Origin of the sequence: Aquabacterium sp. (assembly GCF_029946005.1) — a bacterium.
Taxonomy (GTDB): domain Bacteria; phylum Pseudomonadota; class Gammaproteobacteria; order Burkholderiales; family Burkholderiaceae_C; genus Aquabacterium.
Map to the genome: position 1 here is coordinate 327,024 of NZ_JAQSDR010000002.1, position 24,750 is coordinate 351,773.

The window sequence follows — 24,750 nt, forward strand, 5'->3', positions numbered from 1 at the left end:
CCGTTCAGCGCTGCACGAGGTATTCGGGGCAGCACATGATGAGGAAAAAGGCCGCCACCACGCGGTTGCGGCGTTCGTTGGGCGAGGTGCCGAGGATCGAGTTCACACCCACCACCACGGTGTCCACCGTGATCGGCGACAGCACACGCCCGGTCAGGTGCAGGTTGAGCTGGTCCACCAGGCGCGCGGGTTGGTCGGCCATGGCCAGCCAGGTGTCGTAGTTAGGCAGGATGCCGTTGGCCCCGAAGGGCATGATGCTCAGTAGAAAATTGGCATAGCCCATCACGCTGGACTCGTTGGTGATCTGGAACTCCGGCGCGACCAAGCCCTTGGTGGCCATGGCCGTGTTGGGCGGCACATAGCCCGGCCTGAAGAAGTTGAAGACCGACGGCGAGCGCAAGGGCGCCTGGCCCAACTGGTCGCTGCCTGACAGGTCCGGGAAGCGCCATTGCCCATCGGTGGAGCTGACGTTCACCAGGCGCAGCCATTGCAGCAGCCGAAGCACGGGCTCGCGCAACTTGCCATCGGTCAGGGTGGGCTGGGCCGGGGCTGGTTGGCTGGCCGGTGGCAAGGTGATTTCGGGGCGGGCCTCGGGGTCGGCCAGCACGGCCCGCACCACCGCTCCCATGTCGCCACGCACGGGCACGGGTGCGCCATTGCTGTTGAAGGCCATGGCCACGCGCCACACGTAGTCCTTGCTGGGGTTGCTGGTCACCAGGCGCTGGATGAGCTGGCGCGCGATGAAGAAGCCCACATTGGGGTGGTTGAAAACGGCATCCAGTGCCAGACGCATCGATTCCGGGCCTGGCGTTTGACCCGGGATGTTGACGCCGAGCACGCTCTTGTCGGTGTTGGCATGGCGATCGGCGTGAAATTCCATGGGCACGCGCAGGTAGTCGAAGGGACCTTCAGGGTCCAAGGGATTGAAGCCATCGACATCCCAGCCGGTGAAAACCTTGGCCAGTTGCGAAACGGCCCGCCCGTCGTAGGTATCTCTCGGCGGGGAGGTGGGCGAGCCATCTGGATTCAAAGTGTTCAGGCCGATGGTGAACAACTGCAGCAACTCGCGCGCGTAGTTCTCGTCAGGGTGGCGACCGCTGCCATCTTCCTTGCTGCTGCCGCGCATGCTCAGGTACACGCCCATGGCGGGCGACAAGGTGATGTGCGTGAGCAGATCGCGGAAGTTGCCAAAGCAATGCTGCTCGAGCAGTTCCCACCAGGCCAGGCAGGCGAACTGCTTCCAATAGGCCACCATGTTCAAGGGCGAGACCACAAAGAGCTCGCTGACGGCCAGGACCACACGCTGGCGCAACACGTCCTGAGCCGTGCACAGGCGCCACCACAAGGCAGGGTCCAGGCCGTAATCACCACGCGCATACAGGCGGTTGTCGTAGCCTTGCGCGCGCGCCCAATCCCACACCGAGGGTGACAAGGGCATGGCCATTTGAGCGCTGAACCAGGCATCGGCGCCATCGCGCACCAGCGCGGTCACTTGCGCTGGCGTGGACCCCAGCCCCCCTTGGTTGAGCAGTCGGGCCGCGCGCGCTTCGGTCATGGGCTCGAAGGGCTGGACGCCGCCACCGCAGGCCGACAGGGCCACAGCCACCCCGGCGCTCAAACAGGCGGCAGGCAGGGCGGCGGGATCACGAAGCGCGGGTTTCTCGGTGTCGCCACCTCCGCCGCCGCAAGCACTGAGCGTTGACAGGACCAAACCGCCCAGGACTGAATGCTTGAGGTGTGGGTGGTGGCCCTGGCCGGCCTCGGCTGTCGCCGTCGCCTCCCACGCCATGTCGTTGTCTGAATCGGCCATCGTTGTCTTTGATCAAATGCACTGGTCACTGTATCGGGAGCCGGGCCCAGGACTCAACCAGCGTTACCTCTGGCAATCAATGACACCACTTGCGGCTTTAAATAATTCACCAAGCGTCCACAAATGGGCGCTTTCGTCCACTGCGGTGCTGTACCGGGGGCATGGCCAGAAGCCCACGCACCAACCAACGGCGCGTATCAAACGGATCGATCACGTCGTCCAACTCCAGGTGGCTGGCCATGTTCAAGCCTTTGCCACGCTGGTAAGCGGCGGCCACCAATTGATCGAAAGCCTGCTGACGCTGCCCCGCGTCTTCGATGCTCGCAAGTTGCTTGCCAAAGCCCAGGTGCACGGCACCTTCAATGCCCATCGGGCCAAATTCGCCCGTCGGCCATGAGATCGTGAAGTCAGGGGCCAGCAGGCTGCCCGCCGTCATGGCCTGTGCGCCCAGGCCATAACCCTTGCGCAGCACGATGGTGAAGTAAGGCACCGTGATGCTGGCCGCCGTGATGAACATGCGCGAGAAATGGCGTACCGTGGCGGTCTGCTCGGCATCGGGGCCGACCATGAAGCCAGGGGTATCACACAGCGAGACCAGCGGCACGTCGAAGGCGTCGCACAACTGCATGAAGCGCGCGGCCTTGTCGGCCCCGTTGGCATCGATGGCGCCGCCCAGGTGGCGCGGGTCGTTGGCGATCACGCCCATCGGTCGGCCTTCCACGCGCACCAGCGCTGTGATCATGCCGGGCGCGAAATCGCGGCGAAGCTCCAGCACCGAATCGGTGTCGAACAAGGTGTGGACGGCCGCGCGCATGTCGTAGACGCGGGTGCGCTTTTCAGGGACCACGTGGCGCAGCAGGCGCTGGTCGGCGCATTGCCAGCCGGTGGTCGTGCCTTGAAAGTACGACAGATACTGCTGGGCCACGCGCACGGCGTGGGCCTCGTCGTCCACCACCACGTCGATGACACCATTGGGCGCCTGCATGCTGACGGGCCCGACCTCTTCGGGCGTGAACTTGCCCAAGCCGCCGCCTTCGATCATGGCGGGGCCGGCCATGCCGATGCTGGTGTCCTTGGTGGCGATGATGACGTCACAGCAACCGGCCAGTGAGGCATTGCCCGCGAAGCAGCGGCCGTTGACGATGGCCACCAAAGGCACCAGGCCGCTCAGGCGCGCCAAGCCCAGGAAGGTCATGTTGTCCAGCAGGCTGACGCCGGGGTATTCGTCGTTGGGCCGGCCACCACCGCCTTCGGCCCACAGCACCAGGGGCAGCTCACGCTGCAAGGCCAGGTGCAGCATGCGGTCGGTCTTCTTGTGGTTGATGATGCCTTGCGTGCCGGCGAACACGGTGTAGTCGTAGGCCAGCACCATGCAACGCGCGGCCTGCTCGCCGAACTGCGCGGCGTTGACGGTGCCCAGGCCCGCGATCAGGCCATCGGCCGGGCTGCGCGCGATCAGCTCGGGCTCTTTCAAGCGGATGCGCTGCGAGGCCAGCGCCAGGGCGCCGTATTCCAGGAAGCTGTCGGCATCGAGGAAGTCGTCCACGTTCTCGCGGGCGGTGCGGTGACCCTTGGCATGGCGCTTGGCCACGGCGTCGGGACGTCGCGCATCAAGCGTCACAGCGTGGCGTTCGATCACCTCGGCCAGGTCGGAGCGGAGGTGGTCCAGGTCGTGCGCCTGGTCGGTGGTGGCGTGGGTCTGGCCATCGTCGCCGGTGGGATCCAGCGCGATCAGGGCCTGGCCTTCGCTGACCACGTGGCCCACCTCGGCCAGCACGGCCTCGACCCGACCACCTTGCGTGGCGGTGATCTCGAACTCCATCTTCATGGCTTCGATCACGGCCACGCGCTGACCCGCGCGCACGGTGTCGCCGGGGTGAACGTGCAGGCTCACCAATGACCCCGGCACCGTGGCGGCCAGGGGGATGCAACCTTCGGCCAAGCCGCTCAGCTTGAGGGCCGACGCAGCGTGCTGAGCGTGCTGCTGAGCGGCATGTGCCAGCTCGCGCGGCCTGGGTTGCTGGGGCGCGGCCGCCAGCAAAGCGGCCACGTGCCACTGAAGCCAGCGTGTGCTGACCTGGTAGCTCGCCAGGTCGGGATGGGCCAACAAGGCTTGCAGGAAGGCGATGTTGCTGTCGACCCCCTCCAGCCTGAACTCGGCCAGGGCACGCCGCGTGCGCCGCAGGGCCGCGTGAAACCCGGCCGGGTGGTGCACGATTACCTTGGCCAGTAGCGTGTCAAAGCCGGGGTGTGGCTGCATGCCAAGGTGGCCATGGCCATCCACGCGGAGGCCCGGGCCGCTGGGTGGTTCGTACGCCCGCACGGTGCCGCCTGCGGGCAAGGCGCGGCCATCCGGCCCCATGCGCTCGACGTTCACGCGCACCTGGATGGCCGTGCCGCGTGGCGCAGTGATGTCAGCCTGCGTGGCTTGCAGCTCGGCCAGGCTCGCACCTTGCGATAAGCGCAGTTGCAGTTGCACCAGGTCCAGACCGGTCACGGCCTCGGTCACCGTGTGCTCGACCTGCAGACGCGGGTTGGCTTCCATGAAGCAGTGTCGGCCGGGCCGGTCCAGGTCCACCAGGAACTCGAAGGTGCACAGGCCACGCAGCTTCACGGCCTGCGCCAGCTTGACGGCATCGTCCAGCAGTTGCTGGCGCAAGGCCGGGTCCAGATCAGGCGCGGGGGCGATCTCGACCAGCTTCTGGTGGTTGCGCTGCACGGTGCAGTCGCGCTCCCAGGCATGGCTGACGGCGCCGCTGCCATCGCCCAACACCTGCACCTCGATGTGGCGTGCGCGGCGCACCAACTGCTCCACGTAGACATCGCCACGGCCAAAGGCGGCGAGGGCTTCGGACTGGCAACGCTCGTGGCTGGTGGCGATGTCTGGCGCGGCCTCGACCACGCGCATGCCACGGCCGCCGCCACCGGCCAGCGCCTTGATCATCATGGCGCCGCCCTGGCCCAGCCGCGCGAAAAAGTTTTGGGCCTCGTGCACCGTGACGGCCCGGTCGATGCCTTCGGTCACCGGCACGCCACAGCGTCGTGCCAAGGCACGGGCTTGCGCCTTGTCGCCCAGCAGGTCGAGCACCTCGGGCGCGGGGCCCACGAAGACCAGACCGACCGCCGCGCAGGCACGGGCAAAGTCGGCGTTTTCGCTGAGCAGGCCGTAGCCAGGATGAACATGGGTGCAGCCTTCGGCTTGCGCGGCCGCGACCACATGGTCGATGTTCAGGTAGGCCGGCACGCCTTTGCCGGGCAAGACCTGCAGCGCATCCACATGAAAAGCATGCTGGGCGGACTGGTCGTCTTCGGCCACCAGGCCCACGGTGCGCCAGCCCAGTTCATGCGCGGCGCGGGCGATGCGGATGGCAATCTCGCCACGGTTGGCGATCAGGAGGACCGGCTGGGCGGTTGAAGGCATGGTGCTGGAGGATGAAGCAGCCGGAGATGCGGCCAGTCCAGCATCCTAGCGGCTACACCTTGGGCGCCACCACCGGCCGCAGGTCGAACTCGCGCAGCATGACCGGCTCGATGGAGCCTTGCGCAACCCGGCGCCGCACCACCTCGTCAATCTCCGCCGCGTGGCTTTTGTAGGTTTCCAGAGGGTCTTCACCGCGGCCATCAGGGCGGAAGCGGTAATGCAAGGCTTCGCGGCTGACGCTGGCCCCCACCAGGGCATCGCTCACCTGGACCCAGAACCTGACGGCCCCGGTCGCTTCGTGGAAAAAAGGGATCTGCGACATGGGGACTCCAAAGGGTGAAGTCCGAGTATCCGCCCAACTGGCACCTGTGACCATGAGCCCGCGTGTCAATGCGAAATGCCACCATCTTTGTAAGATTTGGTTCAATGCCATGCCGGGGGTTTGCCCCAGATCGGGCGTGATGGCGGACTGAATAACATGGTTGCGTGGAGGCCGTCATGGCACCACTCAATCAATCACCAATCAGGGATGGAACCATGCTCAATATTTGCGCACGTACTTTGTTGTTGTCGGCTGTTTCAATGGTCTGCGTCGCCGCCCAGGCCGCCACGATCATTGACACCTTGTCCCTTCGCAATCCGCCCGAGCTGGGCGGCTGGAGTGGCTTCTGGACCGAGTCGGCCATGACGCCTTCCACGGCAGGTCAGGTGAGCTCGCTCATCCAGGTCAACCAAGCCACCTTGCTCAGCAAGATCGAATGGACCGGCTTGAACTCTGCCAGCAAGCGGCTCTTCACGTTGTGCGTGTACAGCGACGCGGGCGCTGGCCCCGACAAGCTGATCGCCGAGCAAGTGCTGTTGGCCCGCACCACCGGCACCTTGACGGCGGGCGACGCCACGGACACTTTCCATGCCGCCGCGGTCAACCTGGGCGGCAGCCTCAAAGCGGGCAAGTACTGGGTGTCGGTGCTGGGCCTGAACAAGTTCGCCATCGGCATGGATGGCCCTGACCGCCTGACTGGCTCAGGCGGTGCTGGCCGCCTGACAGCCACTGCCCCATGGCAAGTTCTGAACGACGAGGTCACCTTCTACACGGGCCGTGGAGCGTCCTTGCGCATCAATGGTTACACGTACGACAACGGCCAGCCGCTGAAAAATGTCTCAACCTCCCCAAGCGCCTGCAAGGTCCCGGCAGCGACTTACTGACCGAACCTGGATGACGTTTTGAGCTGGCTCAACCCAGCTCAAAACGTTGCCTGAACGCCAGGCAAAAATCAGGCCTGCCACTGATGGACAAGGTGATGGTGTGGCGAGGGATGCCCGGCGGATCGGGCATCACCACCAGCAGACGGCGGCGCTCATCGAACACGATGGACTCGCTGGCCGAATGCTCCTGCTGGCCTTGCAGGTCGTGGTCCCACCCGAAGCCTTCGCTCAAGGGGCCGTGGTTGTCGGGGAAATGCTCGAAAGCCCAAGTCAGCACCTGCACGATTTCGGCATGAACGGCGGGCACCCGCTGCGGCCCGACCGAGGCCATGGCGTCGAAGGTGCCGATGCCTTCGGTGTCTTCGCTGTGGTCGAAGATCAGATAGTCCAGAGCCATGGCCGGTGGTCCGCTCAGGCCATCAGCTCGGCAATCCGGGCCTTGAGCATGGCGTTTTCGGTGCTGAGTTCGGCCACAGTTTTCTTCAAACGGGCGATCACGGCGTCGGCCGACTCCGGCTCGCTACCCTCGTCAGCAAGCGCTTCGGCAGGCGCATTCGCCGCCCGCGCTTGCGCCTTGGCTTCGCGCACTTGCCGCGCGGCCTGGCGCAGCTCTTTCTTGCCGCCAGCCACCGCCGCCACCTGTTCGTCCACCGACAGAGACGACACCGCCGCCGCCGCGTTGATGGAGATGTCGCCCGCCTTCACGGCCGCGACCAGTTCAGGCGTGGCTTCCTTCTGGATTTTCTCGATCTGGCTGACCGTGGTGCTGCTGATGCGCGCGGCCTTGGCGATGGATTCGCGGGTGGGCAAGGGGTCAACGTCCCAGGGCGGGGTCGAGGCGGATGGCGCAGCGTCACTGGTTGATGCGTCCGCAGCCGATGCCTGCGACGCTGGTGCAGCCGCCTTGCTGGCCTGCACACGCGCACTCATGATGTCCTTCTTGCGCAAGGCCAGCACGCCGCGCTGGAAGTCGGACACGCTGCGGCGGCCCAGATGCTGGTCGATCATCCACAGGTGCACGTCGTCCATCGACTTGAAGCTGGCGTTCTGCACGGTGTTGAAGGGGATGCTGTGCTTGCTGCAGATGCCGTGGCGGTTGTGGCCGTCAACCAGCACATCACCCCACAGCACGAGCGCATCGCGGCAGCCCTCGGCCAGGATGCTGCGCTCCAGGGCGTCGTGTTCGTCAGGGGTCAGGGGGTCGATGTAGGCGCGCAGTTCTTCTTTGACCGTGATGTTCATGGGGACGGGGTGTTGTTTGGGGGGCGAGGGGGGGCCATTTTAAGTGGTGGTGGTCTAGCGAGATCAGCGCGCTGGGACGATTGGGTGGTTGGGCGCGGGGCGCGCTCCCGGAATGACGATGCCCCGCTCACACGAACACGCGTCCGGTCGGCGTGTTCCGGTATCTGGGTTGACTGTGCAGATTGTCGGCCAGCCGCGCTGCGGCTGTCGGCTCCTCCGCTCTGACGTACCGATCGCGGTAGAAATACCGCTCCGCCGCCCCGATCTCGACGAGCTCATACTTCGCAATCCGGAGAAGCCCGGCCGCCTGCAGCCGCCCGAACTGGTCGGGTGAGAGCTCGAACCGCAGCAGCGGGGAGATTGCCGCCGCCAGATCGTTGGCCAACGAGCTCCCCTCGTACGCGGCAACGGCCGTGGCGACGATCGCCTGCTTCCGCGCCGCGACCTCCGTCTCGACCTGCTCGTCGGTCGGGATGATCCCCTGCTCGTCGAATTCGTCGCGGACCTCGGTCCGGATGATCGAGTCCTCCGCTTGCGCTGCCGCTTCAGCCGTCGCTGCGACCTCACCGACCAACCGGTTGCGCTGCTCCTCGATCTCACGGCTGCTGATGACGAGGAGGTTGACGACCTTGCCTCCCTTGAACTCAATGGCCTGCACCTCGTAGGTCTCGCCGCCGTCCAGCTCGCGGGCGGCGATCCGCGCAATGGCATCGCCTACTTCGAGCTGGAACAGCTGCGGCTCGGTGTCCGCGTTGGGCTGCGTGAATCGGCTGCGGTGCATGCCTGGCGCGCTTGCGTCGAGGTACTCGGCATTCTCGAGGCCATCGACTCGGTAAATGAGTTGGGTCGCGTTGCCTGCGGTGTCGCGCACCGCCTCCCGGATGAGGACTGATTTAGCGGGCTCAGTGGCGCGCGCGAGCGCTGCTGTGCCCCACAAGGCCAGCCCCTGCGGACTGACCAGTGTGGCGCCCGGCCGGAGGCCTAGCTGGTGGCTGGTGGTGAAGAACGGATCCCATCGGCGGCGAACCATGGTGAACCGGTTCGGAACGACGTCCAGCAGGGCGGCGTCGACCTTCTTGTCAGTCTTCTCCTCGACGACCCACTCGGCGATCGCCTTCTGCGTGATGTACCTCCCGGCCTCAAGTGCGGCGAAGACCAAAACTGAATAGGGGCCCAGGAGCGGCACGGTGGCCAGCGCGAGCACCCCGAGGATGATGTCGGCCAGGATGCTGGCCTGAACGTCCGCGCCCGAAGTCCACGACATGATCCCTTCGGCGTCGAGCGCCTCGTAGATGTAAATGTGCACCTTGAAGTTGGGATCGATCGGGCCAATGATTTCGTACTCGCCCTCCACTGAGACTTTGAGCTGGTTGTCGGGCAGCACGGACCGGGCATCGATCTCGACCACGTCGAACAGCTTTTCTTCCTTCTTCATGACCGGGTGGTGGTATCCGGACCCGGACCGTCGTGCCATGCGGTGGTAGGCATCGTCGGCAAAGTCGCCGTAGATGCTTGCTCTAGTCGCGACGGTGATGTCGGCGCGGGGCTCGAGGATGTTCTGCGCCAGTGTGAGGTCGCCGCGCGGCCCGAGCACGTTGTCCTCCTGAGGGCCTGAACGCAATACCAGGTTGATGTAGAGCCCCAGTGCCGCTTCGCGCTCCACATCGCCGGCCAGCTTCTTCATGTGGATCTCGCCAATCCGGCCGCCGGACCCGAGGTTGGTCATCGAGATGTCTTGGTTGATCAGCGGCTGGAGCCTCTCTAGCAACTCCGCCTGCGGCAGGCCGTTGCTAGCGGCAAGGGTCGCGATCGGCCCGCCAATTTCGAGCAGTTCAAGCTTCAGCGTCATCGCGCCCAGACCGATTCCGTCGGTGTCCGGCGTGGTGTTCAGGCTAATGCCGATGTACAAATCAATGAACGCAAAGACCGATTGCATACCGCGCGCCAAGTTGAGCCAGACGCTCACTTGCAGATCCGCGCCCATGGGGTGCGTTGGCAGAATCTGGACAGCAAACGCCTCGTCGACGGCCACCTCGAGTGGCTGGGGGGCATTGGCATCGACGGCATAGGCCCGATCGAGGGTGGGCGGGATCAGCACCTGAACTTGGATCGGATCGCCCCCGCCGCTGGGCGTGAATGTCTCGCCGATCCGGATCAGCCCCGTCTCGACAGCGGTCAGCAGTAAATACTGCAGATACCTTTCGCCCATCGCCACCTCGACGTCGTACCCACTGGTCACACGTGTCTGGTCCATGACAGGCCTCCATTGAAAATTGGAATTGAGAAATCAAGGTTCACTCGCCAATCGCGACTAGCGGCCAGGCGGGTGCTTCCGCGCTGATGCTCATTCGCCCGGCAGCGGTGGCGAATGTCACGGCTGCGGGATGCTGTTCGTTGGCTTGCTAGCGCACACCAAGCGAGGCTGTCGCAAGGAGCATCGTGTCGGCTCATGGCGTGAGACTCCAAAGGGTAGGTTTGCAATAGCGACTTGTGAGCTGAGATGCCCAGAAGCGAATGTTCACTAGTTGTGAAACAGGATCTACCCTTGGAACTAGGGGTGAGTCAAAGAACGCCCCCCTAATTGTCAAGTCCCTGCTACTTCAACTCCGCCGAACTCTTGCCCAACAACCTTCGCGCAATGATCAGCAACTGAATCTGCTGCGTGCCTTCGAAGATGTCGAGGATCTTGGCATCGCGTGACCACTTCTCCAGCAACGAAGTCTCGGTATACCCAATCGAGCCCGCCAGTTCCACGCATTTCAAAGCCACGTCCACGCAGGTGCGCCCCGCCTTGGCCTTGGCCAGCGAGGCTTCCAGCGAATTGGGCCGCCCGTTGTCGGCCATCCAGGCGGCCTGCAAGGTCAGCAGGCGCGCGGCCTCGTAGTCGGCCTGCATGCGCACGAAGTCGGCCACGGCCGAAGGCTGGCGGTGCAGGGGGCGGCTGTAGTCCACGGCCAATCCGCAGTCCTTCAGGATCTGGCCCATCTCTTCGATGCAGGCGCGCGTCAGGCCCACGGCCATCGAGGCGACCAGCGGGCGCGTGTTGTCGAAGGTCTGCATCACACCGGCAAAGCTCTTCTCGGGGTTCACCTCCGGGTCGCCCAGCAGGTTCTCCTTGGGCACACGGCAATTGGTGATCATGAAATGCGCGGTATCAGAGGCGCGGATGCCCAGCTTGTGCTCCAGGCGCACCAGCTCGAAGCCCGGCGTGCCTTTTTCGACCACAAAGGATTTGATGGCGGCGCGGCCCAGGCTCTTGTCCAGCGTGGCCCACACCACCACCAGGTCGGCACGGTCGCCCGCGGTCACGTAGATCTTTTCGCCATTGAGCACATAGTGGTCGCCATCGAGCTTGGCGCTGGTCTTGATGGCGGCCGAGTCGGAGCCGCAGCCCGGTTCGGTGATGGCCATCGCGGCCCAGCGGCCCTTGAAGCGCTTGAGCTGCTCGTCGTTCGCCACCGAGGCGATCGCGGCATTGCCCAAACCCTGGCGCGGCATCGACAGCAGCATGCCGACATCGCCCCAGCACAGTTCCATGATGGACAGGCAGGTGGAGATGTTGGTGCCGTTGCGGTTGCCCTGCGAGGCATCGGCGGCATCACGGCGCACGCCGGTGGCGCCCGTGCCGCCGACATCGCTGTTGCCTTCGTTCATGCCGTCGATCACGGCGGCCATCATGTCGAGTTCAACCGGGCGGCTGTGCTCGGCGCGGTCGTACTTGCGCGAGATGGGGCGCAGCACTTCGGCGGCGGTCTCGTGGGCCTGGCGCACCAGGGGCTTGAACTTGCGGGGGATTTCGAGGTTGATCATTGCGTGAATCTCATCAGTAAGCCAGTCTCATCCAGCGAACACCGTGGATCCGGCTTTGCCGGGCCACTGGTGTTGCCCCCTTGAGGGGGCGCGCGAAGCGCGTAGGGGGTGGGTCAAATCAACAAGCCACCCTCCATCACACCCACCGCGCGCAGGTCGCGGTACCAACGCTCCACCGGGTACTCGGTGACGAAACCATGGCCGCCCAGCAATTGCACGCCATCGCTGCCGATCTGCATGCCCTTGTCGGCACACAGGCGGCGCGCCAAAGCGGCGGCCTCGAAAAAGTCCGCATCGGCATCGACCAGGCTGGCAGCGCGCCACGTCAGCAAGCGCATCGCGTTCAGCTCGATCGACATGTTGGACACGGCAAACGCGACTGACTGGCGGTGGCTGATCGGTTCGCCAAAGGCCTGCCGCTCATTCACATAGGGCACGATGAAATCGAGCACGCCTTGCGCGCAACCCGTGGCCAAGGCACACCAGGCCAGGCGGGACAACTGGATGCATTCGCGGTAGACCTCCGCAGCGCCTTCGGCCAGCAAGGCCTTGGCGGGCACCGACACGGCCTCCAGCCTCAAGCGCGCGGTGCCGGCGGCACGCAGACCCATGGCGCGGTCCTCCTCGATCGACAGACCCTTGGTGGACGACTCGATCAAAAACAGCGCTGGGCCCTGGCCCTCGATGTGGGCGGCCACGATGAACAGCTCGGCGCTTGCGGCCAGCGGCACCATCGACTTCAGGCCAGTGATCACATGGCCCCCGCCACTTTGCGCCACGGCGCGGGTCTTCAATTCAAATGGATCGAACAAAGGCGTGGGCTCCTGGATCGCCAGGGCCGCGGCGGGCACGTTTTCGCCCGTGAAATCACCCAGGTAGTCGGCCTGCTGCTCGGCATTGCCCCACAGCACCAGCGCCGTGCTCACGGCCGAGGGCGCCAGCGCCGCAAAGGCCAGGCCCATGTCGCCTTCGGCCATGGCTTCGGCGATCAGCACATTGGTCACGGCCGAACGCTCGGTGCCCATGCCGCCCAACGATTCAGGGATTCCCAACGAGGTGATGCCCAGTTCAGCGCACTGCGCCAGCAACTCAACCGGCGCGGCGTAGGCCATGTCGGCCTTGCCGGCGGCCTCGCGCAACTGCTCCATGGCAAAGGTTCGCGCCGCTTCGCGCAGCATCTGCTGGTCTTCGCTGGGCGCCAGATCGAACAGGTCGCCCGCACCGCGCTTGGACAAGCGCTGTGGCGAGCCCAGGTTCTTCACTGACTTAAACACCCGGTTGGCGGCCGTCACGGCCTTGAAACCCGCCTTGGTGCCGTGGTAAAGCACCTGCTCGGTCGGCTTGCGCAGGCCCAGCGCATCCAGCTTGGTCGAGCCCGCCATGCGGCTGAGGGTGCGCAATCCAATTCGTGTGAGCGAAGTCATGTGGAAACCGTGAAATGAAGGATCCCCTCATCTTGCGCCCCCGCTCTCGCCGATACTTGCCCCTTTGCGCCAATCAACTTGACCCGAACCGCCTGTCCCGCATGAGCCCCCAGCCGCCTCCCCCGCCCGCGTCCGACGCCTCTGCCCTGCGCAGCTGGCTGCTGGCCGCCAAGCGCGCGGTCGAGCAACGCGGTGTGGACGCCGATGCCCTGCTGCGCGAGGTGGGCCTGGACCTGTCGACCCTGAGCGACCCCATGGCGCGCTACCCGGCGCACCTGGGTCTGGCCTTCTGGCAAAAGGCCCTGCGGGCCACCGGCGAAGAGCTGCTCGGCGTGGACTTGGCGCTGCAGTTCCTGCCCCTGAACTTCACCGCCCTGGGCTACGCCTTGATGGCCTCCGAAAACCTGGCCCAGATGTACCTGCGCCTGGCCCGCTACGCCCACGTCGTCACCGATGCCGCCGACGTGCGCTTTCACCTGGACGAGGGCGTCGGCCGACTCACCATCACGGGTGATCAGGCCCTGCTGGGCACCGCCGATGCCGCCACGGTCTGGAGCATTTTTGACTACGCCATGCTCACCCTGGTGCGCGGCTCGCGCATGCTCTACGGCCGCGACTTCGTCCCGCTCGAATTGCGCCTGCAACGCCAGCGCCCCAAGGACCATGCAAGGTTCGAAAAAGTTTTCCGCTGCACGCCCCTCTACGGTTGCAAGGAAAACGCCTTGCTGGTGGACCACGCCACCTTGCACAAGCCCCTGTCCTTCGCCAACCTGGAGGTCGTCAAGGCCAGCGAAGAGGCCATGGACCGCTACCGCTCGCACTGGCCTGACCGGGGCCTGCCCCAGCAACTGGCCGCCGTGTTGAAAGAGATGCTGCCCAGCGGCGAGCCTCGCCAGGACGACGTCGCCCCGCGCCTGGCCATGACCCTGCGCACCTTGCAACGCCGCCTGGCCGAGTTGGACACCAGTTACCGCGACGTGCTCAACCAAACCCGCCATCAGCTCGCGTTGGACCACTTGGCCGCCGCGCGGTATTCGGTCGGCGAAATCTCATTCCTACTGGGCTTCTCCGAGGTCAGCGCCTTCACCCGCGCCTTCCGCCGCTGGACCGGCACTTCGCCCAGCACCTGGCGCCAGGGCGCACTCACACCGCCACCCCATGCGCATTGACGACATCCGCCAGCGTTTGCGCGCCCACGGCGCCAAAGCCTGCCATGAGGACAAGATTTTGCGGCTGTGGTCGCAAGCGCTGCCCCTGGACAGTGGCAAGCGCCGCCCGGAAGACTTCCTGCCGCTGGCGGTGCGCAACGCCCTGCCCGCCTTGCTTCATGATCTGAACGCCCTGGCCCGCGTGCGCTCCGAGCACCCCGGCGAAGACGGCTCGGCCCGCCTGCTGATCGGCCTGCAAGATGGCCAGACCATCGAAAGCGTGCTGCTGCCCCGCGATGGCCTGTGCGTGTCATCCCAAGTGGGTTGCGCCGTCGGCTGCGTGTTCTGCATGACCGGCAAGGACGGCCTGCTGCGCCAAGTGGGCAGCGCCGAAATCGTTGCCCAGGTCGCGTTGGCCAGGGCCCGCCGCCGCGTCACCAAGGTCGTCTTCATGGGCATGGGCGAGCCCTCGCACAACCTGGACAACGTGCTCGAAGCCATCGAGCTGCTGGGCACCTGCGGCGGCATCGGCCACAAGAACCTCGTCTTCTCGACCGTGGGCGATCCACGCGCTTTCGAGCGCCTGCCGCTGGGCATCGTCAAACCCGCCTTGGCCCTGTCGCTGCATTCCACCAAGCCCGAACTGCGCGCGCAATTGCTGCCCCGCGCGCCCCGCATCGACCCGGCGGACCTGGTCGAGCAGGGCGAGCGCTACGCCCGCGCCACCGGCTACCCCATCCAGTACCAGTGGACCTTGATCGACGGCGTCAACGACAACGAGGAAGAGATGGACGGCATCGTGCGCCTGCTCAAGGGCAAGTACGCGCTGATGAACATGATCCCCTACAACACCGTCGACGAGCTCGACTTCAAGCGCCCATCGTGGGAGCGCGCCGCCGAGATCGCCCGCAGCCTGCACCGGCGCGGCATCCTGACCAAACTTCGCCAATCGGCCGGCCAGGACGTGGACGCCGGTTGCGGCCAGTTGCGCGCCCGCGATGCGGCACCCGTGGTCAAGCCCCAGCCCGTGCGCATCGTGCGGCCGGGCGCCCGCGCATAGGCGCCTGCAAGCCCGCACCAGACCACACCGGCCACGATGATCGAAGTCCGCCACCTCAAGTCCCTGGTCGCCATCGCCGACACCGGCAAGCTGGCCACCGCCGCCGAGCGCGTGCACCTCAGCCAATCCGCCTTGTCCCACCAAATCCGCGCTTTGGAAGAACACCATGGCCAGGCCCTGTTCGAGCGCACCCGCCAAGGCCTGCGCTTCACCCCGGCGGGCGACCGCCTGCTGGCACTGGCTCGCACCGTGTTGGCCGACATCGGCGCCGCCGAGCGCGACCTGCAGCGCCTCAAAGGCGGCGCTGGCGGCGAGCTGCGCATCGTGCTCGAGTGCCACACCTGCTTCGACTGGCTGATGCCCGTGATGCACGAGTTCCGCCAGCGCTGGCCCGAAGTCGAGGTCGACCTGGTGGCCGGCTTCCACGCCGACCCGCTGGCCCTGCTGAAAGAAGGCCGCGCCGACCTGGTCATCGGCTCCAGGCCCAAGGCTCAGCGCCCCTGGTCAGTCGAACCGCTGTTCCGCTTCGAAATCCTGGCCGTGGTGGCCAACGAACACAAGCTGCGCCACAAGCGCCACCTCACGGCGCAAGACTTCGAGGGCGAAACCCTCATCACCTACCCCGTGCCCGAGCAGCGCATCGACCTGATCCGCGAGGTCCTCAAGCCCGCCGGGGTGGAGCCCGCGCGCCGCACCGCCGAACTCACCGTGGCCATCGTGCAACTGGTGGCCAGCCGCCGCGGCATCGCCGCCCTGCCCAGTTGGGGCCTGCAAAGCTACCTGGAGCATGACTACGTCAAGGCCGTGCCCATCGGCCCCAAGGGCCTGTGGAGCGAGCTGCACGCCATCTGCCCCAAGGCCCTGGCCACGCAGCCCTACATGCAGGACATGGCCCTGATCATGCGCCAGCAGTGTGCCAAGCTGCCCGGCATCGAATGGCTGGCCTGACGGAATGAAGTGCTCAAGGGTCAACCCGTGTCGTTAAACGCGCAAACCGTCAAGCGACTGACAGTTGGCGCCCCCTGATTTCAGGGGGTGCCAACCCACCCACGGGGAATGCCCAGGGCCCGGAAAAAACACCGTGTTTCAAACTACGTTTCATTGGAAGACACCTTTCATCCACGGAGCGTTGACATGAATTTGAAATCACTGATGGTGGCCACGGCAAAGGCCGTTGGCGTCACCCTGCTGACCAGCCTGGCCGCCCACGCCGCCTACTTCAAGTGGGAAATGGTTGAGTTGCCCGCCTCCAGTGGCGCCACTTGCGGCAACGGCACGCCCTATCGCTTCTTCGTCAACCGCACGCCTTTCAACAGCAAGGCTGTCGTCATGTTCGAAGGTGGCGGTGCGTGCTGGGACCAAGCCGCGTGCAAGGGCGGCTCGCTGCTCAACGCCGTCAACCCCGATGGCATCCCCGAGAACTACATGAGTGACTGGAACCGCCAGGCCCACCTTGGCCTGGTGACCCCCTTCACTGCCCGCGTCCACCCCCTGCAAGCCGTGCAGACCCAAAGCTGGAACATCGTCTACCTGACCTATTGCACTGGCGACGTGCACACCGGCAACAAGGTCAATGTGTACAACAACACCGACCCGGCCAACCCCATGACCTACTTCCACCGTGGCGCCATCAACGCGCAGGCGGTGGCGAACTGGATGGCCAAGAACCTGCCCCAGCCCGACCACCTGCTGCTGACCGGTTTCTCGGCCGGTGGCGTGGGCTCCACGGCCAACTACGCGGCCTTCCGCACCACGCTCAAGCCCAAGAAGATGGCCCTGGCCGCCGACTCCGGCCCGCTGTTCAACGTGCCCCGCACTGCCACCCCCGAGCAAGCACCGTCCGTGCTGCTGCACAACAAGATCCGCGAAGTCTGGGGCCTGGATGGTCCTGACGGCCTGGTCACCCAGCTGATCACCAAGTACCCGGGTGCAGGCGACTTGAACAACATGGGCTCCATCACCGCTGGCCTGGGCAAGATCTTCCCCAATGACCGCATTGGCTACACGATGTTCCAGGAGGACACCAACTTCTCGGCCTTCTCGTACCAGAAGTTCTACCCCGAGATCGCCAACGCTGCCACCGACGCCGAACGCCTGAAACTGCTGAACGTGAAGTGGCGCCAGGAAATCGAACCTTGGATTGCCCAAATGACCCCCACCAACGTGGGCTACTACGTCCCCAACAAGCGTGACATCAATGGTTCGCACTGCACCACCATCGTCACCTTCGGCGGCACCAGCATCGTTGAAAAGAAGCTGAACTCGGTGGGCGTGTTCGTGGACAACTTGCTGGACGGCAAGGGCCCGGTCATGCGCGCCTATGAAACCAAGCCGACCACGCAGCGCGTCTTGCTGAGCGACATGTTCGCCGACTGGCTGGCGCCTTTGATCCCTTGACGCCAGTGAAAAAGCGCCCCTCGGGGCGCTTGGCAGACCATGAAAAAAGCGGACTGTTGCCAGTCCGCTTTTTTCACATCAGTCTGATATGAAAATCAGACGGCTTGACGGCGACGAGCCACCAGGCCAACCACACCCAGACCTGCGAAGATCAGCGCCAGGGACTCTGGCTCAGGCACGGCTGAAGGCGTGGAATACACACTGCCGACGTAGGTGTAGATGCTTGGGAAAGCGCCTTCCACCTTCAGGGTGTGCGAACCAGCCGTCAAACCGGTGAAGCTGAACCCGTAGCCCGTCGTGGTCGACGTCAACGAGGTGGACACACCATCGATCAGCACGGAACTGAAGGTGGCGCCGTAGCCACCAATCGAACCGATCAAATCGCTGTTACCGCCCACCGAGAAGGTGTACGAATCAGCGATCGTGCCGCCGGTGGCGAATGCACCAGTGCCCAAGAACAAGGCAGGCGTGGGCGTCAGAGCACCCAGATCGCCACCTGGCAAAGCTGGCGCACCAGCCATTGCCGAACCTGCCACCACGAGGGAAGCAGCAGCTACCAACATTTTCAATTTCATAAGTAACCTCCAATAGTTATCCAACGGATCGCTGACCCAAAAAGCTTCAGGACCGCGACCGCCCTTTTATATGTCCAGGCGCCGCCAGGGCATACCCCCTGTTTCAGGGGGTAAAGGTAACAACCCTAAGTTGCCGAGGTTACAAATGAGGTAAACGATTCATATTTCATGACACGGAAACGCAAAAAAGGCCCCGAAGGACCTTTTCCCATCATGTGAACAACATCAAGCCGCCAAACGCTGCTCGATCTTGGCTTTGGTGGCGGGCATCTCGGTCGGCAGGTGATACGACAGTTGCTGGAACAACTCGTCGTGCAACTTCAGTTCTTGCGTCCACGCTGCGGTGTCGATGCCGATCACCGATTGGAACTGCTCCTTGGTGAAGTTCAGGCCGTTCCAGTTGATTTCTTCGTAGGTCGGGCTCAGGCCGAAAGCGTTGTCCACGCCCTTGGCGGTGCCCGCGATGCGTCCCAGGATCCATTCCAGGACGCGCATGTTCTCGCCGTAGCCGGGCCACACGAACTTGCCGTCGGCGCCCTTGCGGAACCAGTTCACGCAGTACACCGGAGGCGTCTGGTGACCGGCCTTTTGCAGCTTGGCACCCACGTCCAGCCAGTGCTGGAAGTAGTCGCTCATGTTGTAGCCCATGAAAGGCAGCATGGCGAAGGGATCGCGGCGAACCACGCCTTGCGCGCCAAAGGCGGCGGCGGTGGTTTCGGAACCCATGGTCGCGGCCATGTAGACGCCTTCGGTCCAGTCGCGGGCTTCGGTCACCAGCGGCACCGTGGTGGAACGGCGGCCGCCGAAGATGAAGGCATCAATGGCCACGCCGGCGGGGTTGTCCCACTCAGGGTCGAGCGCAGGGTTGTTGGTCGCGGCCACGGTGAAGCGGGCGTTGGGGTGGGCGGCCTTGGCGCCGGTTTCCTTGGCGATCTGGGGCGTCCAGTCCTTGCCTTGCCAGTCGACCAGGTGGGCCGGGGGCGTGTCGGTCATGCCTTCCCACCAGATGTCGCCATCGTCAGTCAGGGCGACGTTGGTGAAGATGGTGTCGCGCAACACCGACTGCATGCAGTTGTGGTTGGTGAGGTCGTTGGTGCCTGGAGCCACGCCAAAATACCCGGCTTCGGGGTTGATCGCGTAAAGGCGGCCATCGGCTCCGGGCTTGATCCAGGCAATGTCGTCACCGATGGTGGTGACCTTCCAGCCGTTGTAGCCCTCGGGCGGGATCAGCATCGAGAAATTGGTCTTGCCGCAGGCGCTGGGGAAGGCCGCCGCGATGTGCGACTTCTTGCCTTGTGGATCGGTCACGCCCAAGAGCAGCATGTGCTCGGCCAGCCAGCCTTGGTCGCGGCCCATGGTGGAGGCGATGCGCAGCGCAAAGCACTTCTTGCCCAGCAACGCGTTGCCACCGTAGCCGGAGCCGTAGGACCAGATTTCGCGGGTGGAAGGGTAGTGAACGATATACTTGACGGTAGGGTTGCAAGGCCAGACGCTGTCCTTTTGGCCCGCTTCAAGCGGGGCGCCCACGGTGTGCACGCAAGGCACGAACTCGCCATCGGCACCCAGCACGTCGATCACACCCTTGCCCATGCGGGTCATGAGCTTCATGTTGACGGCCACGTAGGCACTGTCGGACAGCTCGACGCCGATGTGGGCAATGGGCGAACCCAAGGGGCCCATGCTGAAAGGCACCACGTACATCGTGCGGCCCTTCATGCAGCCCTTGAACAGGGCACCTTCGCCGGTTTGCAGCTTGGCGCGCATTTCAGCGGGCTCACACCAGTTGTTGGTGGGACCGGCGTCTTCCTTGCGGTCTGAGCAGATGAAGGTGCGGTCTTCCACGCGGGCCACGTCCGACGGGTCGGTCACGGCCAGGTAGCTGTTGGGGCGCAGTTCGGGGTTCAGCTTCTTGAAGCTGCCAGCCGCCACCAGTTGGCCGCAGAAGCGGTTGTATTCTTCTTCAGTGCCATCGCACCAATAGACGTCCTTGGCTTGCGTCAGGGCGGCGATGTCGGCCACCCAGGCGATCAGCTTGGCATTCTTGACGTAAGCGGGGGCGTTCAAAGGCACCCCCTGCGAGACGGTTTGGTTCATGACAATGGCTCCAAAAGTAAAAAACAGGGTCTCGACAGCGCGGCAACAGCTTGGGGCTGCGCTCTCGACACCCTGCCGGTTGACATTCCCGGCGGAGAACGGCAACGGCATCGCCGGGCAAAATGCCAAACAGCGAAACCTCGTAGTTTAGTTCACCCCTTCCGGTTTGAGTTCCCCCCCTTTCCGAGGGGTTTCCGCCAGGGTGCCAACTCTGTCACACAGCAAACACCGCGCCAACTTGTCGGCAAGCCCTGGATTCCACTACGCGACAATGGCCCGTGCCCTTGATAAGGTGGAACGATGAATCGACGGGACTGGATCGGATGGACCACTGGCTGGCTGAGCCTGCCTGGGTGGGCATGGGCACAAAGCACGGACCCCGTGCGCCTGGGAGTTGATGGCCTGTTGCAGGACACGGGCCTGGCCGGGCGCTGGAAAGCGGGGATGGGCCGCGACCTGGGACTGGCGGCCACTTGGGTGCGCGAACCCTCGGGCACCATCTTGCGGCAGCTTGAGTCGGGCGAGCTGCCCATCGGCTTGTTCCTGAGCCACCCCCTGGCCGACCGCCTGGAGCAACAAGGCCTGATCCACGACCGCCACACGCTGGCCCGCACCCAGGTCTTGCTGGTGGGGCCATCGGCCGACCCCGCGGGCGTGCGCGGTGAGCGCGACGTGGTCCGAGCCTTGCATCAGATATTGGCCGGCCAGGCCGCAGGCGCGTGCCGTTGGCTACCAGCGCCCAAGGATTCGGCACTGGCGGGCCTGAGCGACACATTGACCAGCACCCTGGGCGCCCAGCATTTGCCCGCCCGGACCGCCAGCAGTGCGTCGGCAGGCGCTTCGTTGCCACCCTATCAATGGTTGACCATGGCCGATTGGCAAAAAATGGCCCGCGCTGAGCGCCTTGCCCGCAAAGTCTTGGTCGATCAGGATCCCCGCCTGTGGCTGAACTGTCAGGTGGCCCGCTCGTTCAAGACACCCCACCCCGCGGGCAAGCTTCTGGTGAAGTGGTTGCAAGGCCCCCTGGGGAGACAGGCCGTCACGGCGCCAGGTTCGGCGTGGCAAAAAGCGCCGGGCTGAGGCCATGAGCACCTGGGAACTCGACGCCATCTGGCTGAGCGGGCAAATTGCATTGCTCACGCTGCTGATCAGCACCCCGCCAGCGGTGGTGCTGGCCTCGGTGATGGCCAAAGCACGTTGGCACGGCCACTGGCTGTTGAACACGGTGGTGCTGCTGCCCATGGCCCTGCCGCCTGCCGTGGTGGGCTTCGCCTTGCTCGCGGGCCTGAGCGATGACGGCCAGCTCGGCCACTGGATTGGCAACCTGACGGGCTGGACGCTGAGCTTCTTTCCCAGCGGCGCGGTGCTGGCCGCCAGCCTGGTCACCCTGCCGCTGATGGTGCGCGTGCTGCGCCCCGCTTTCGAAGCCGTCGACCCGATGATGGCGCCCTTGGCCCAGACGCTGGGCGCCTCCCCGTGGGGCGCCTGGTGGAGCATCACCTTGCCGCTGGCTGCGCCCGCCGTGCTGTCGGCCATGGCGCTGGGCTTGGCAGCGGCCTGGGGCGAGACGGGCGCCACCTTGGTGCTCGCCTCGGCCTTGCAGCCCAGCCCCCGCGTCGGGCACCCCGAGCACAGCGTGCCCCTTGCCCTGGTGCAGGCCCTGCGCTCGCCCGACAACCTGGGGGCCGCGACTCGCCTGGCACTGGTATCGGTCGGCGTCGCGTTCGTGGCGGTCTTGCTGAGCGAAGCCGGACGCCGCCATTGGCAGGGCCGGTGGGCGGCCGCCAAATGAACAAACTGCCCAAAGTCCTGCCATTGGCCTTGAGCGTGGAGTTGCGACTGCAGCAACCCGGGTTGGACATCCAGGCCCAGTTCCGCGTACTGCCGGGGCGCGTGTGCGCCATCGTGGGGCGCTCGGGTGCGGGCAAGTCGGCCCTGCTCAAAGCCACGGCCGGGCTTCACCCTTCGTTGGGTGGGCGCGTTGCCCTGGGCAACCAAGCCATCTATGACTCGACGGCGGGCGTGAACCTGCCCCCCCAACAACGCCGACTGGCTTGGCTGGACGGCCACGCGCACCTGTTTCCGCACTTGAGTGTGCAGGGCAACCTGGAATATGGCCTGGCACGCGCGCCCAAACCCGTGAACGGCCCCAACTTCGACGCCGTGACCCAATGGCTGGACCTGCGCTCGCTGTTCAAAGCCCGGCCTGCGCGCCTCACACCGTCGCAGCGCTTCAAAGTGGCCCTGGGCCGCGCCTTGCTGTCCGCCCCCAGGGCCATCTTGCTGGACGACCCCTTGAGCGGCGTGGCCGAGCACGATCAGCCCCCCCTGCTCGACTTGCTGGCCCAGGTTCCCACGCGGTCCAAATTGCCGGTGGTGCTGATCAGCCCGCGCATGAACGAGGTGATCCGCATGGCGGATGACGTGATCGTGCTGCACGAGGGGCGCATGACCAGTGGCGGCCCCGTCCCCCAGATCCTGTCGGACGTGTCCTTGTCCACCTTCCTGGAGGGCGTGAACGCGGGCAGCGTGATCGAGGGCGAGGTCAAGCGCCACGACATCCAATGGCTGCTCAGCGAGATCGACGTGGCTGGTCAACGCGTGACCGCCCCCGCCGTGCTGCACGCGGTCGGCCGCAAGGTGCGCTTGAAAATCCGCGCCCGCGACATCAGCCTGCACCGCGATCTGCTGGAGGGCAGCAGCGCCAGCAACCAGCTGCGCGGCCGCATCACGCAGATCATGCTGGCGGGCGAGAACGGCTCTTATGGCGCCGTGGGCGTCGAGCTAGATCACGTGCGAGAAACCGGTGATTTCTCCATCCAGCCCGGCGTGCAGATCTGGGCCCTGCTCACCCGGCGCGCCATCCAGGAGATGGACCTGGCGCCTGGTCAGCCTTGCGTGGCCAGCTTCAAGGCCATGTCCTTGGCGGTCTCTTCCTGGCGTTGAAGTTGATATGCTTGAGCGGCTTCCATCACCTTGCCGCCATTCAGGAGTGCCCATGTCTGCTGTTGTTGATCGCCGCGTGTTGTCCGTCAACACGGCACTGGCCCAAACCCTCGTGATCGACCACAAGCCTGTGCTCACGGCCATCGGCAAGCGAGCGGTCAGTTCACTGGCCTCGCCCGCGCGCATCGAGGTCAAGCCCATGGGCCTGCATTTGGACGAACAGGCCGATCCCACCGTGCACGGCGGCCTGTCCAAGGCGGTCTACGCCTACCCCCACGAGCACTACCCCTTCTGGCAAACCGTGCGCTCGCAAGCCCAATCGCAGGCCTGGGACGAGGCCCTGCCGCACGGCATGCTGGGCGAGAACCTGACCATCACCGGTTTGCTGGAGAGCGATGCCTACATTGGCGATGTATTGAAGTTCCCGGACTGCACGTTGGCCATCAGCGAGCCGCGCCATCCCTGCTTCAAGTTCGCGGCCGTGATGGGCTTCAAGCAGGCGGTCAAGATGATGGCGCAATCGGGCTACTGCGGCTTCTACCTGGCGGTGCGGGTGCCCGGCACCATCGCGGCGGGTGAAAGCTACGAACTGATCCCCGGCCAGCGCCAGGTCAGCATCGCCGAGCTGTTCAAGTCCGACATGCGGCGCAAATCCTGATCGCCCGCCTGACAGCCCACCTGATCAGCCCAGCGTTTCGATGATGGCGTTGGACACGCCACTCATCACGTGCCCTGCGGGCACATGGTGCGCCGCGCCATCGACATGACCGGTCTGGTCATCGAAGAAGAAATCAGGCTCAAACTCGCGCAGGAACTCGCCTTTGGGCAGGCCGCCCAAAAACATGGCCTCGTCCACTTCGATGTCCCAGTCCATCAGCGTGCGGATGGCGCGTTCGTGCGCCGGGGCGCTGCGCGCGGTGACCAGGGCGGTGCGGATGCGCATGCCGCCCTCTTCTCCCAAAGCCTGACCGCGTTGCTGCAGATCATGCAAGGCCTGCAAAAGTGGCTTGAAGGGCCCGGCCGGCAAAGGCTTGGCAGCGCGCTCCTGTTCGTGCAGTTGAAAGGCATCCAGCCCCGAGCTTTGGAAGACTTGCTCGGCCTCGTCCGAGAACAGCACCGCGTCACCGTCAAAGGCAATGCGCACTTCGCGCGGGTGGGCTTCGCCGGCATGGGCTGAATGGGGCAGCACGCGCGCAGCGGGCACGCCTTCGAGCAGGGCCGAGCGCACATCGGCTTCGTTGGCCGACAGGAACAGGTGCGCCCGCAAAGGCCGCAAATACCGGTAAGGCGATTCGCCCCGTGTGAACACCCCCCGCTGAATCGGCAAGCCATAGTGGCGCGCCGAGCGGAACACGCGCATGCCAGACACCGGGTCGTTGCGCGACAAGATGACCACTTCAACGCGGGGTTGCTCGGGCGAGTTAAAGGCCAACAGCTTGCGCACCAGCGAAAACGCCACGCCCGGCTTGGCGGGTTCGTCCAGGCGCTTGAGCTGGTGCTTCATGTAGGCGCGGTCACCCGCAGCCTGGTCGAACAGCAGGTTCTCTTGCTCGAAGTCGAACAGCGCCCGCGATGAAATCGCCACCACCAACTGCCCTGACAAACTGACGGCCATCT

At 65.0% G+C, this 24,750-nt stretch carries 20 protein-coding genes; 9 read left to right on the forward strand and 11 right to left on the reverse strand.

From position 1 onward, the window contains the following. Positions 1–4: 4 nt before the first annotated feature. The 3 genes from PSV38_RS01800 to PSV38_RS01810 form a co-directional block, all read right to left on the reverse strand. Positions 5–1,810, reverse strand: coding sequence for a DUF1800 domain-containing protein (locus PSV38_RS01800; protein ID WP_300544154.1), 1,806 nt, complete (start codon positions 1,808–1,810; stop codon positions 5–7). 106 nt (positions 1,811–1,916) lie between these two features. Further along, positions 1,917–5,231 carry a carboxyl transferase domain-containing protein gene (locus tag PSV38_RS01805; protein ID WP_300544157.1) on the reverse strand — a complete coding sequence of 1,105 codons (3,315 nt, stop codon included), beginning with the start codon at positions 5,229–5,231 and terminating at the stop codon, positions 1,917–1,919. 52 nt (positions 5,232–5,283) lie between these two features. Beyond that, entirely contained in the window at positions 5,284–5,553 is a 270-nt protein-coding gene (locus PSV38_RS01810; RefSeq protein WP_300544161.1) for a DUF1488 family protein, read from the reverse strand. 215 nt (positions 5,554–5,768) lie between these two features. Between PSV38_RS01810 and PSV38_RS01815 the strand changes: the two genes are divergently transcribed. Further along, a complete protein-coding gene (locus PSV38_RS01815; RefSeq protein WP_300544163.1) occupies positions 5,769–6,437 on the forward strand; it encodes a hypothetical protein in 669 nt (222 codons plus the stop codon). A 28-nt stretch (positions 6,438–6,465) separates the two neighbouring features. Here PSV38_RS01815 and PSV38_RS01820 read toward each other — a convergent pair whose 3' ends face one another. The 5 genes from PSV38_RS01820 to PSV38_RS01840 form a co-directional block, all read right to left on the reverse strand. After that, positions 6,466–6,834: a hypothetical protein gene (locus tag PSV38_RS01820; RefSeq protein ID WP_300544165.1), complete on the reverse strand. Its 369-nt coding sequence runs from the start codon at positions 6,832–6,834 to the stop codon at positions 6,466–6,468. A 14-nt stretch (positions 6,835–6,848) separates the two neighbouring features. After that, entirely contained in the window at positions 6,849–7,679 is an 831-nt protein-coding gene (locus PSV38_RS01825) for a hypothetical protein (RefSeq protein ID WP_300544167.1), read from the reverse strand. A gap of 127 nt (positions 7,680–7,806) precedes the next feature. After that, entirely contained in the window at positions 7,807–9,933 is a 2,127-nt protein-coding gene (locus PSV38_RS01830) for a hypothetical protein (protein WP_300544169.1), read from the reverse strand. 341 nt (positions 9,934–10,274) lie between these two features. Beyond that, positions 10,275–11,489 (reverse strand): acyl-CoA dehydrogenase family protein, encoded by a 1,215-nt coding sequence (locus tag PSV38_RS01835; RefSeq protein WP_300544172.1) that lies wholly within the window; start codon positions 11,487–11,489, stop codon positions 10,275–10,277. Between the two features lie 113 nt (positions 11,490–11,602). Then, entirely contained in the window at positions 11,603–12,913 is a 1,311-nt protein-coding gene (locus tag PSV38_RS01840; protein ID WP_300544175.1) for an acyl-CoA dehydrogenase family protein, read from the reverse strand. A 101-nt stretch (positions 12,914–13,014) separates the two neighbouring features. Here PSV38_RS01840 and PSV38_RS01845 point away from each other — a divergent pair, with 101 nt between their 5' ends. The 4 genes from PSV38_RS01845 (at position 13,015) to PSV38_RS01860 (ending at position 17,518) form a co-directional block, all read left to right on the forward strand. Then, positions 13,015–14,082 (forward strand): AraC family transcriptional regulator, encoded by a 1,068-nt coding sequence (locus tag PSV38_RS01845; protein ID WP_300544178.1) that lies wholly within the window; start codon positions 13,015–13,017, stop codon positions 14,080–14,082. Further along, a complete protein-coding gene (locus tag PSV38_RS01850; protein ID WP_300544181.1) occupies positions 14,072–15,121 on the forward strand; it encodes an RNA methyltransferase in 1,050 nt (349 codons plus the stop codon). Before PSV38_RS01845 ends, PSV38_RS01850 begins: the two co-directional genes overlap by 11 nt. 36 nt (positions 15,122–15,157) lie before the next feature. After that, a complete protein-coding gene (locus PSV38_RS01855) occupies positions 15,158–16,069 on the forward strand; it encodes a LysR family transcriptional regulator (protein ID WP_300544184.1) in 912 nt (303 codons plus the stop codon). Between the two features lie 186 nt (positions 16,070–16,255). Beyond that, complete coding sequence (locus PSV38_RS01860) at positions 16,256–17,518, forward strand: pectin acetylesterase-family hydrolase (protein ID WP_300544187.1); 1,263 nt, start codon at positions 16,256–16,258, stop codon at positions 17,516–17,518. Between the two features lie 95 nt (positions 17,519–17,613). On the opposite strand, the gene PSV38_RS01865 is transcribed toward PSV38_RS01860, so the two are convergent. Both PSV38_RS01865 and PSV38_RS01870 read right to left on the reverse strand, forming a co-directional pair. Further along, positions 17,614–18,093: an FxDxF family PEP-CTERM protein gene (locus tag PSV38_RS01865; protein ID WP_300544189.1), complete on the reverse strand. Its 480-nt coding sequence runs from the start codon at positions 18,091–18,093 to the stop codon at positions 17,614–17,616. A 225-nt stretch (positions 18,094–18,318) separates the two neighbouring features. Then, positions 18,319–20,187, reverse strand: a complete 1,869-nt coding sequence (locus PSV38_RS01870) for a phosphoenolpyruvate carboxykinase (GTP) (RefSeq protein WP_300544191.1) — start codon at positions 20,185–20,187, stop codon at positions 18,319–18,321. Between the two features lie 300 nt (positions 20,188–20,487). Here PSV38_RS01870 and PSV38_RS01875 point away from each other — a divergent pair, with 300 nt between their 5' ends. The 4 genes from PSV38_RS01875 to PSV38_RS01890 are packed head-to-tail and all read left to right on the forward strand — an operon-like array spanning position 20,488 to position 23,791. Next, a complete protein-coding gene (locus PSV38_RS01875) occupies positions 20,488–21,267 on the forward strand; it encodes a substrate-binding domain-containing protein (RefSeq protein ID WP_300544193.1) in 780 nt (259 codons plus the stop codon). Positions 21,268–21,271: 4 nt separating this feature from the next. After that, positions 21,272–21,979 carry an ABC transporter permease subunit gene (locus tag PSV38_RS01880; RefSeq protein WP_300544195.1) on the forward strand — a complete coding sequence of 236 codons (708 nt, stop codon included), beginning with the start codon at positions 21,272–21,274 and terminating at the stop codon, positions 21,977–21,979. Beyond that, on the forward strand, positions 21,976–23,133 hold the full coding sequence (locus PSV38_RS01885) for an ATP-binding cassette domain-containing protein (RefSeq protein ID WP_300544197.1): 1,158 nt from the start codon (positions 21,976–21,978) through the stop codon (positions 23,131–23,133). The genes PSV38_RS01880 and PSV38_RS01885 overlap by 4 nt, the downstream gene beginning before the upstream one ends. A gap of 52 nt (positions 23,134–23,185) precedes the next feature. Further along, positions 23,186–23,791: an MOSC domain-containing protein gene (locus tag PSV38_RS01890; protein WP_300544200.1), complete on the forward strand. Its 606-nt coding sequence runs from the start codon at positions 23,186–23,188 to the stop codon at positions 23,789–23,791. A 24-nt stretch (positions 23,792–23,815) separates the two neighbouring features. Here PSV38_RS01890 and PSV38_RS01895 read toward each other — a convergent pair whose 3' ends face one another. Further along, on the reverse strand, positions 23,816–24,748 hold the full coding sequence (locus PSV38_RS01895) for a 5'-nucleotidase (protein ID WP_300544202.1): 933 nt from the start codon (positions 24,746–24,748) through the stop codon (positions 23,816–23,818). Positions 24,749–24,750: the final 2 nt, after the last annotated feature.

Coding starts and splice junctions, on each gene's coding strand:
- PSV38_RS01800 (WP_300544154.1), bottom strand. CDS start 1,810: ATGGCCGATTCAGACAACGACATGGCGTGGGAGGCGACGGCGACAGCC.
- PSV38_RS01805 (WP_300544157.1), bottom strand. CDS start 5,231: ATGCCTTCAACCGCCCAGCCGGTCCTCCTGATCGCCAACCGTGGCGAG.
- PSV38_RS01810 (WP_300544161.1), bottom strand. CDS start 5,553: ATGTCGCAGATCCCTTTTTTCCACGAAGCGACCGGGGCCGTCAGGTTC.
- PSV38_RS01815 (WP_300544163.1), top strand. CDS start 5,769: ATGCTCAATATTTGCGCACGTACTTTGTTGTTGTCGGCTGTTTCAATG.
- PSV38_RS01820 (WP_300544165.1), bottom strand. CDS start 6,834: ATGGCTCTGGACTATCTGATCTTCGACCACAGCGAAGACACCGAAGGC.
- PSV38_RS01825 (WP_300544167.1), bottom strand. CDS start 7,679: ATGAACATCACGGTCAAAGAAGAACTGCGCGCCTACATCGACCCCCTG.
- PSV38_RS01830 (WP_300544169.1), bottom strand. CDS start 9,933: ATGGACCAGACACGTGTGACCAGTGGGTACGACGTCGAGGTGGCGATG.
- PSV38_RS01835 (WP_300544172.1), bottom strand. CDS start 11,489: ATGATCAACCTCGAAATCCCCCGCAAGTTCAAGCCCCTGGTGCGCCAG.
- PSV38_RS01840 (WP_300544175.1), bottom strand. CDS start 12,913: ATGACTTCGCTCACACGAATTGGATTGCGCACCCTCAGCCGCATGGCG.
- PSV38_RS01845 (WP_300544178.1), top strand. CDS start 13,015: ATGAGCCCCCAGCCGCCTCCCCCGCCCGCGTCCGACGCCTCTGCCCTG.
- PSV38_RS01850 (WP_300544181.1), top strand. CDS start 14,072: ATGCGCATTGACGACATCCGCCAGCGTTTGCGCGCCCACGGCGCCAAA.
- PSV38_RS01855 (WP_300544184.1), top strand. CDS start 15,158: ATGATCGAAGTCCGCCACCTCAAGTCCCTGGTCGCCATCGCCGACACC.
- PSV38_RS01860 (WP_300544187.1), top strand. CDS start 16,256: ATGAATTTGAAATCACTGATGGTGGCCACGGCAAAGGCCGTTGGCGTC.
- PSV38_RS01865 (WP_300544189.1), bottom strand. CDS start 18,093: ATGAAATTGAAAATGTTGGTAGCTGCTGCTTCCCTCGTGGTGGCAGGT.
- PSV38_RS01870 (WP_300544191.1), bottom strand. CDS start 20,187: ATGAACCAAACCGTCTCGCAGGGGGTGCCTTTGAACGCCCCCGCTTAC.
- PSV38_RS01875 (WP_300544193.1), top strand. CDS start 20,488: ATGAATCGACGGGACTGGATCGGATGGACCACTGGCTGGCTGAGCCTG.
- PSV38_RS01880 (WP_300544195.1), top strand. CDS start 21,272: ATGAGCACCTGGGAACTCGACGCCATCTGGCTGAGCGGGCAAATTGCA.
- PSV38_RS01885 (WP_300544197.1), top strand. CDS start 21,976: ATGAACAAACTGCCCAAAGTCCTGCCATTGGCCTTGAGCGTGGAGTTG.
- PSV38_RS01890 (WP_300544200.1), top strand. CDS start 23,186: ATGTCTGCTGTTGTTGATCGCCGCGTGTTGTCCGTCAACACGGCACTG.
- PSV38_RS01895 (WP_300544202.1), bottom strand. CDS start 24,748: ATGGCCGTCAGTTTGTCAGGGCAGTTGGTGGTGGCGATTTCATCGCGG.